This is a genomic window from Desulfosporosinus sp. Tol-M2 (assembly GCF_059735615.1).
In genome coordinates, this window is record NZ_JCAIJG010000166.1 from 1 (window position 1) to 7,831 (window position 7,831).

At 45.0% G+C, this 7,831-nt stretch carries 8 protein-coding genes; all 8 read right to left on the bottom strand.

The window, feature by feature from the left end; translation table 11 throughout:
• Positions 1-696 (bottom strand): RsmE family RNA methyltransferase (locus AC6I5A_RS12465; RefSeq protein ID WP_034616501.1); only part of this gene is annotated, 696 nt, incomplete at its 3' end.
• Positions 683-808: a hypothetical protein gene (locus AC6I5A_RS12470; protein WP_497900735.1), complete on the bottom strand. Its 126-nt coding sequence runs from the start codon at positions 806-808 to the stop codon at positions 683-685. The genes AC6I5A_RS12465 and AC6I5A_RS12470, both read right to left, overlap by 14 nt.
• Positions 809-823: 15 nt before the next feature.
• The gene (gene dnaJ, locus AC6I5A_RS12475) at positions 824-1,939 is read right to left on the bottom strand and encodes a molecular chaperone DnaJ (RefSeq protein ID WP_034616503.1); all 1,116 of its coding nucleotides are present in this window, start codon (positions 1,937-1,939) and stop codon (positions 824-826) included.
• A 197-nt stretch (positions 1,940-2,136) separates the two neighbouring features.
• Positions 2,137-3,969 carry a molecular chaperone DnaK gene (gene dnaK, locus AC6I5A_RS12480; RefSeq protein ID WP_034616505.1) on the bottom strand — a complete coding sequence of 611 codons (1,833 nt, stop codon included), beginning with the start codon at positions 3,967-3,969 and terminating at the stop codon, positions 2,137-2,139.
• 22 nt (positions 3,970-3,991) lie between these two features.
• Positions 3,992-4,540, bottom strand: coding sequence for a nucleotide exchange factor GrpE (gene grpE / locus AC6I5A_RS12485; protein ID WP_497900736.1), 549 nt, complete (start codon positions 4,538-4,540; stop codon positions 3,992-3,994).
• Positions 4,541-4,708: 168 nt separating this feature from the next.
• Complete coding sequence (hrcA, locus tag AC6I5A_RS12490; protein ID WP_034616511.1) at positions 4,709-5,740, bottom strand: heat-inducible transcriptional repressor HrcA; 1,032 nt, start codon at positions 5,738-5,740, stop codon at positions 4,709-4,711.
• 187 nt (positions 5,741-5,927) lie between these two features.
• Entirely contained in the window at positions 5,928-7,076 is a 1,149-nt protein-coding gene (hemW, locus tag AC6I5A_RS12495; RefSeq protein ID WP_034616514.1) for a radical SAM family heme chaperone HemW, read from the bottom strand.
• 104 nt (positions 7,077-7,180) lie between these two features.
• A partial coding sequence (locus AC6I5A_RS12500; RefSeq protein ID WP_034616518.1) for an elongation factor 4 family protein occupies positions 7,181-7,831 on the bottom strand: 651 nt, incomplete at its 5' end.

The window sequence follows — 7,831 nt, forward strand, 5'->3', positions numbered from 1 at the left end:
TGCCAGCGCAGCCGTTTCTGTCCGCAAAATCCTCGGCCCCAGCGTAACACTCTTTGCCCCGAGTTTTTCTTGGGCAAAAGCAACCTCGGTCTGATCAAAGCCTCCCTCAGGACCAATCAGGATGGCAATAGGGCGTTTTGGGTCCATTCCTTCAAGCACGAGGGCTAACCGCTGAGTTAATTCTTCTTCATAAGGAATAAGCCACTGGGTGTCAGGGGGCAACTGCTCCGCCAAGTCCCTCCAATCGCAAACCTCCGATATTTTGGGTTCCTGAACTCTATGAGACTGTTTCGCTGCTTGTGAGGCAATTTTTTGCCATCGAACAACCCTGTCTTGCGCTTTACTTCCCTCAAGTTGCATAACAGATCGTTTAGTTCGCAAGGGAATGAGCCCCTCCATACCCAGTTCAGTCCCCTTCTGAATTACCCATTCCATTTTTTCTCCTTTAGAGAGTCCTGCTACAAGGTAAATAGAAGTATGGGCTTCCACATCGGGATGATCCGTACTGAGAATCCGACAGGTTACGCTATTGTCCTCGATCTTTAGGACGACACCGGTAAACTCCATCCCGGTATTATCAAAACCAACCACTAAAGCTCCGGGTTTTAGCCTTAGCACCCGGACGAGGTGATCTCGTTCAGAATCACGCAACCAAAAGACATCGTTTCCAAGCTCCGTAATCTTAAACCGATTCACAGCCGGTAACCTCGCTCAAAATAACACCCGTACACCCGAACTGATAAAAAAGATCGGCAACAGTTTCTTCTCCTTCAGATAAAACTGCCACCGCCAATTCACGCCAATTCATTAGTCATACTCCTTTTTACCCCATCGCATCGCGGAGGTTTTCCCTAAACTTTTCAAACAACGATTTTTTACCCATTTGTTGATGTTCAGGCGTCACTTCACCAAATTCACGTAAAAGTTTCTTTTGTTTTTCGTTTAGCTTAGTCGGCGTTGTCAAAACAGTCCGAACATGCTGGTCTCCACGACCGTTCCCTCGGCGGTGAGGTACGCCATGCCCTTTAAGCCGAAAAACCGTAGCCGTTTGTGTCCCTTCGGGGATTTTCATTTTAACCACCCCATCCAGGGTCGGAACATCAATTTCTGCGCCGAGAGCCGCCTGAACAAAGGTAACTGGAATCTCGCAATAAATGTCATTCCCTTCCCGTTCAAAGAACTTGTGCCGTTTAACCTGTAAAACAATATAAAGATCTCCCGAGGGACCCCCTTTAGCTCCAGCCTCACCATCTCCACTGAGCCTTAAGTTTAAGCCGTCGTCGGATCCTCTTGGAATGCTAACCTTAATCGTTTTAACTTTTCGGACTTTCCCTTGTCCATGACATGTTGAGCAAGGACTACTAATAGTGCGCCCTTCTCCTTGACACGTTGGACACGTTCGGGATGTCTGGATTTGACCAAAAGGCGTGCGTTGAAGCACTTTCACTTGTCCGCTGCCGTGACACTGAGAACATGTTGTCGGATGTGTTCCCGGGGCTGCCCCAGAACCCTGACAATCCAAGCAGGTTTCATCCCGCGGAATCTGAATTTCCTTTTCAACGCCAAACACCGCTTCTTCAAAAGTCAAGGACATCGCATAGCGTAAATCCGCACCCCGTTGAGGACCACCGCGCCGCCCGCCGCCACCGCCGCCAAAAAACATATCGAAAATGTCCCCGAAGCCCCCAACGTCTCCAAATCCACCACCTTGGCCGGGATCTACGCCGGCATGACCAAACTGGTCATACCTCGCTCTTTTCTCAGGATCATTCAAAACATCATAGGCATCCGTAACTTCTTTAAACTTTTCTTCTGCTCCCTTATCGCCCTGGTTAACATCCGGGTGATATTGGCGGGCCAACTTTCGATACGCTTTTTTAATCTCCTGTTCCCCGGCCGATCTATCGACACCAAGCACTTCATAGTGATCGCGTTTCATGTTTTCCCTCCACACTCCTGCTTGTCTACAGTTCTATTGTTATAAGTCCTATAGTATTATATGACCCTAAGACTTTATGCACAAGGAAATATCCATTTTGATGGTAATATTTTTAGTAATCCATAAAAGAAAACTTGGCTAGCTCCAAGCCTTCAGGCGCCGGCGCTAGCCTTAGTTGCACTAATGCGTTGGTTCCCCTATTCTTTCTTAACCTCAGTAAACTCCGCATCTATAACGTCGTCTTCTTTTTTAGGCCCTTCGGCTCCAGGTTGTGCTCCTGCATTCTGCTCTTGAGCCGCTTTTTGTTGATACATCTTTTCGATATAAGGATGAAGCACTTTGTTCAACGCCTCTGTTTTGGCGTTAATCTCTCCAACGTTATCAGCGGACGCCGCTTTTCTCAAATCTTCCATCGCTTTCTTAATGCTTTCAACTTCAGCGGCATCCCCCTTACCCTCGAATTCTTTCAAGGTTTTCTCTGTTTGATAAGCCAGAGAATCAGCTTGGTTCCTGGCATCGATCAGCTCTCTGTTTCTCTTATCTTCCTCAGCATGGGCTTCAGCGTCTTGCTTCATTTTTTCGATCTCATCTTTTGAGAGACCCGTAGAGGAAGTAATGGTCACTTTCTGTTCATTCCCTGTAGCCATATCTTTTGCTGAAACGTGGACAATCCCATTGGCATCAATATCGAATTTAACTTCGATTTGCGGAATACCGCGTGGCGCAGGAGGTATTCCCGTGAGTTGGAAACGCCCAAGCGTCTTATTATAACTCGCCATTTCGCGTTCCCCTTGAAGAACATGAATATCGGTTGAGGTTTGATTATCTGCAGCCGTTGAGAAGATCTGTGATTTGGTAGTAGGAATAGTCGTATTTCGATCTATGATCCGGGTAAATACTCCGCCAAGGGTTTCAATCCCCAGGGAAAGCGGGGTAACATCCAGCAGGATCATATCTTTCACTTCTCCACTGAGAACACCGCCTTGAATCGCGGCGCCCATGGCGACTACTTCATCCGGATTAACCCCTTTGTGCGGTTCTTTGCCGCTTAATTTCTTAATCGCTTCTACGACGGATGGGATACGGGTAGATCCACCTACTAATATAATCTGATCAATTTTGCTCCAGGAAAGTTTGGCATCCTCCAATGCTTGACGCGTGGGGCCAATGGTCGATTCCACTAGATCTGAGATAAGGTCTTCAAATTTGGCACGGGAAATATTCATATCCAAATGCTGCGGTCCTTGTTCCGTCATAGTGATAAACGGCAAATTAACATTGGAGTTCGTAACACCGGAAAGTTCAATTTTGGCTTTTTCCGCCGCTTCTTTTAAACGTTGCAGGGCCACACGGTCTTTGGAGAGATCCGCGCCATTACTTTTCTTGTATTCAGCCACCATATAGTCAATTAAACGTTGGTCAAAATCGTCGCCGCCCAAATGGTTGTTACCACTCGTAGCTTTCACTTCAACCATGCCCTGGCTTAATTCGAGGATTGAAACATCAAAGGTTCCGCCCCCTAAGTCATATACCAAAACAGTGGAGTCTTCTTTTTTGTCGAGACCGTAGGCAAGCGCTGCAGCTGTAGGCTCGTTAATAATGCGCAGCACTTCAAGTCCGGAAATTGCTCCGGCATCTTTAGTCGCTTGGCGTTGAGCGTCTGTGAAATAAGCCGGTACAGTGATAACCGCTTGGGTGACCGTTTGCCCAAGATAAGCTTCCGCATCCATTTTAAGTTTCTGGATAACCATCGCAGAAATTTCTTGTGGGCTGTAAGTCTTGTCATCAATTTTTACTTTATAATCAGAACCCATCTTCAGTTTAATAGAAGTGACAGTTTTTTCAGGATTGGAAACAGCCTGGCGCTTAGCTACCTGTCCAACTAATCGCTCGCCGGTTTTTGAAAAACCTACCGCAGAAGGAGTTGTCCGGTTTCCCTCCGCATTAGGGATAACTACCGCTTCCCCGCCTTCCATAACTGCTACGCAGGAGTTTGTTGTACCTAAGTCAATACCAATAATTTTTCCCATTAGTTTCTTCCCCCTTTAATTTCTAATTTGATACTTTAACCATACTTGGACGTATAACTTTTTCTTTAAGGTAATACCCTTTTTGTAGTTCTTCGACGACAGTATTTTCGGGATGCTCATCTTCTGAAGCCACTCGGAGCACTGCCTCATGAATATTCGGGTCAAAAGGTTGACCAACAGCATCGATTACCTTTAAACCTTCCTTATCAAGCACAGTTTGTAATTGACGAAGAATCATCTCCACCCCTTGCGAAAAGGATGTAAAATCCGGATTGACTTTGGCCGCACTTATCGCGCGATCAAAATTGTCCAGTACGGGAAGCAACTCTCCCACAAGGCGTTCAGACGCATATTTAATGATTTCAGTTTTTTCCTTTTGAGTCCGTTTTCGATAGTTATCAAATTCCGCCTGCAAACGTTGCAACTGACCATAATGATCTTCAGCTTTAGCTCTGGTCCTAACAAGCTCCTCTTCAAGCGTCAGATTGTTTTCAAGAGAAGTCCTCTCCTTGTTATCCAGGCTTCCTTCATCCAGGATAGCCTCTTCAGATTCAAGTACTTTGCCCTCCATACTATCCTTGTCCTTACTCAACTTGTGATCTTTGAGAGCTTCATCTCTCTTTCGCTCCATCCGTAATCACCTCTCGTGCTTAAATATATTTATATATTTTAAATTAAGGACCTTTCACTTTTTTGGGCGTGATAGCAACGGCGCTATGCGTGCAACTTAACACTTTCGCTATTTCTTTCTGCCCGTCAAAATTTCCGTCAAACTGCGCGTCATAAAGTCAACAATAGCAATCACTTTAGCGTAATCCATTCGTGTCGGTCCAAGGACTCCCACCGCCCCGATGGTAAGCCCATTGACTTTATAGCTCGCAGAAATCAAGCTGCAATCTTGAAATTCCTTTAATGTATTTTCTCCACCAATGGTGATGTTTAACCCTTCCTGGTAAGGATGTAGTAGTTTTCTCAGAGATTCATTTTCCTCGAACACTTTGAATAAGGTTTTAACTTTATCTAAGTCCCTAAATTCAGGCTGATCCAGCATATTGAGAGTTCCGCCAAGATATATGCGTTCCTCTTCATTCTGATCGTCCAAAATAGCCCTTAGCATATCCAAGGCATTATCAATCAGAAGCCTCTGTCGAGACAATTCACTATAGATTTCGTGCAACATGCTGCGTTTAACCTGGTCCAGGGAATACCCTCGCATTTTTTGATTAAAAACCCCGGCCACATGTTGAAGCTCTTCAGCTGTGACATTCTCTCCAACATCAATAATATGGTTTTCCACCACACCGTTTTCTTTCACAATCACCATAATAACCTGGCCTGGTTGATACGGTAGAAAATGCATTTTCCCAAACGTGCTTCTCGCTTTATGTGGTCCGAGTACAATACTTGTTAAGTTTGTAAGTTCAGACAACAACTTACTCGTTAAGGAAATAACTTCTTGCATCTCATGGATTTGTCTAGTGCTTTCCCGTTCAATTGTTTCCCTATGCTCTTCACTGAGCGCTTGAGGATCCATTAGGCAATCCACAAAATACCGATACCCCGCATCCGAAGGAATTCGCCCCGCGGAAGTATACGGTTGTCCAATGAACCCTAAATCTTCTAGATCAGCCATCTCATTACGAATCGTCGCAGGGGATACACCGAGATCAAACTTACGTGCAATCGTTCGTGAACCAATCGGTTCAGCAGTAGCAATATAGTCCAGTACAATCGCCCTTAGTATCTTGCGTTTGCGTTCATCCATTTGCATCCATGCCTCTCCGCCTTTCCGAAGACTGCCCGCTTGGCTATCTAACGTTAAACGCCGCTTGCCTATATTCTTGTTAGCACTCTCCCTTAATGAGTGCTAACAGTTGATACCATCAGATTACCACTCAAATTTGGCTTTGTCAAGAGGGTCTTTTGTGAGACGGAGCTCGTGTCACACTCTATTATTATTATACGAATTCTTGTAAAATCGAATTCGCTACAAAAGAATATTTAGAATTCAAGCGTAAATAGTCACCCCAAAATATAAGAACATCTTTATCTTTATAGCGTTCCAACACGTCCCTATAAATATCCCTAAGATCGACTCCAAAATCATTTCTAAACAATGTTAAATTAACACCTTCCTCAAGGCGCAACCCCAAAATCATGCGTTCCGCCATGCGCTCGTGCAACGATAATATTTCATAACCCGTTTCATCGACGAGGTCTTGCCCATTGTAAAGGCGAATCAGATAAGTGCGTACTTCTTCGATATTTTTCCAACGCGCCCCGTTTAAACAAGACACCCCACCCGGGCCTAAACCTAAATAATCCTCTCCCCGCCAATAGCCTAAATTATGCCGGCATTCATAGCCTGGGCGCGCAAAATTAGACGTTTCATAGTGCATATACCCCGCCTGTTTTAACCGTTTAACTGCCCAGCCATGCATCTTTGCTTGCAAGTCATCATCCGGAAGCCAGTCGGGTAACGCATTATCTTCCCTATACCGCTCATAGAGGGGGGTGCTTTTTTCTAACATTAATCCATAGAGGGATAGATGTTCCGGTGAGTAAGACAGGGCTTCCTCTATGATCGCTTGCCAAGTCGCCATATCCTGTGCAGGAAGTCCAAACATCAAATCCATGTTAATATTATCAAATCCCGCCCTTCTCAACCCCTCGATCGCTTCGCGAGCTTCCTGGGCAGTATGCATACGTCCCACTGCCTTCAACAATTTGTCATTGAAAGCCTGAACCCCGAGAGAAAAACGATTAATCCCGTAATGTCGTAAGATATTTAACTTAGATGAGGTCAGGGTCCCTGGATTCCCTTCAATGGTACGCTCAGCCCCTGGGTTAAAATCAAAATGCTGATGAATCATTTTCATTAAACATTCTAAGTCCCTATCCTTTAATAACGTTGGTGTGCCACCCCCGATAAAAAGAGAAGATACCCCTTGAGGGGCATCTTCTCGTCGCTTCGCCATTTCGACTTCCAGACCCTCTAAATACACGGATATAAGATCCTTGGGGGAATTTACCAATGAATGAGAATAAAACGCACAGTAATCACATTTTTGAACACAAAACGGAACATGTATATATAAGGAAGGCATAGGTATGCATCCTCTCTCTGTATGGGCTCGATTTACACTTATCAATTATCTGGTACGGGCACGATGAATCGTGCCCGTATCTATAATATCTAATCACCGATACCCTAATCTTCGATCTGCAATACAGCCATAAAGGCGTCCTGAGGTATTGCCACGTTGCCCACTTGCTTCATACGTTTTTTTCCCGCTTTTTGCTTCTCGAGCAGTTTGCGTTTCCGGGAAATATCCCCGCCATAGCATTTGGACAAAACATCTTTCCGCATAGCACTTACGGTCTCACGGGCAATGATCCTGTTTCCGATCACAGACTGGATAGGAATTTCGAACATTTGCCTCGGAATAATTCTTCGAAGTTTCTCAACAAGTTTCCTTCCCCGATTATAAGACTTTGCTCGATGAATGATAAACGACAGCGCATCCACCATTTCCCCGTTTAACAGGATATCAATTTTGACTAAATCCGTCTCTTTATAGCCACACAGTTCATAGTCCAGAGACGCATACCCTTTAGTCCGTGATTTCAACTGATCGAAGTAATCGAAAACGATTTCACTGAGCGGGAGTTCATAGATCAGTTGCACCCTACTCTTGGAAACATAGTCCATGGTCAAATACGTTCCCCGCTTTTCTTGATTGAGTTCCATGATCGTTCCAACATACTCCGCCGGAACCAGAATTGTCGCCTTCACAATTGGTTCTTCAATACTAATTATTGACTCGATAGGGGGGAGATTTGAAGGATTATCAATGCTTAT

What these genes read in the sequence shown, in the direction of transcription:
- AC6I5A_RS12470 (WP_497900735.1), bottom strand. Translation starts at nt 808, where the DNA reads ATGAATTGGCGTGAATTGGCGGTGGCAGTTTTATCTGAAGGAGAAGAA.
- dnaJ (WP_034616503.1), bottom strand. Translation starts at nt 1,939, where the DNA reads ATGAAACGCGATCACTATGAAGTGCTTGGTGTCGATAGATCGGCCGGG.
- dnaK (WP_034616505.1), bottom strand. Translation starts at nt 3,969, where the DNA reads ATGGGAAAAATTATTGGTATTGACTTAGGTACAACAAACTCCTGCGTA.
- grpE (WP_497900736.1), bottom strand. Translation starts at nt 4,540, where the DNA reads ATGGAGGGCAAAGTACTTGAATCTGAAGAGGCTATCCTGGATGAAGGA.
- hrcA (WP_034616511.1), bottom strand. Translation starts at nt 5,740, where the DNA reads ATGCAAATGGATGAACGCAAACGCAAGATACTAAGGGCGATTGTACTG.
- hemW (WP_034616514.1), bottom strand. Translation starts at nt 7,076, where the DNA reads ATGCCTTCCTTATATATACATGTTCCGTTTTGTGTTCAAAAATGTGAT.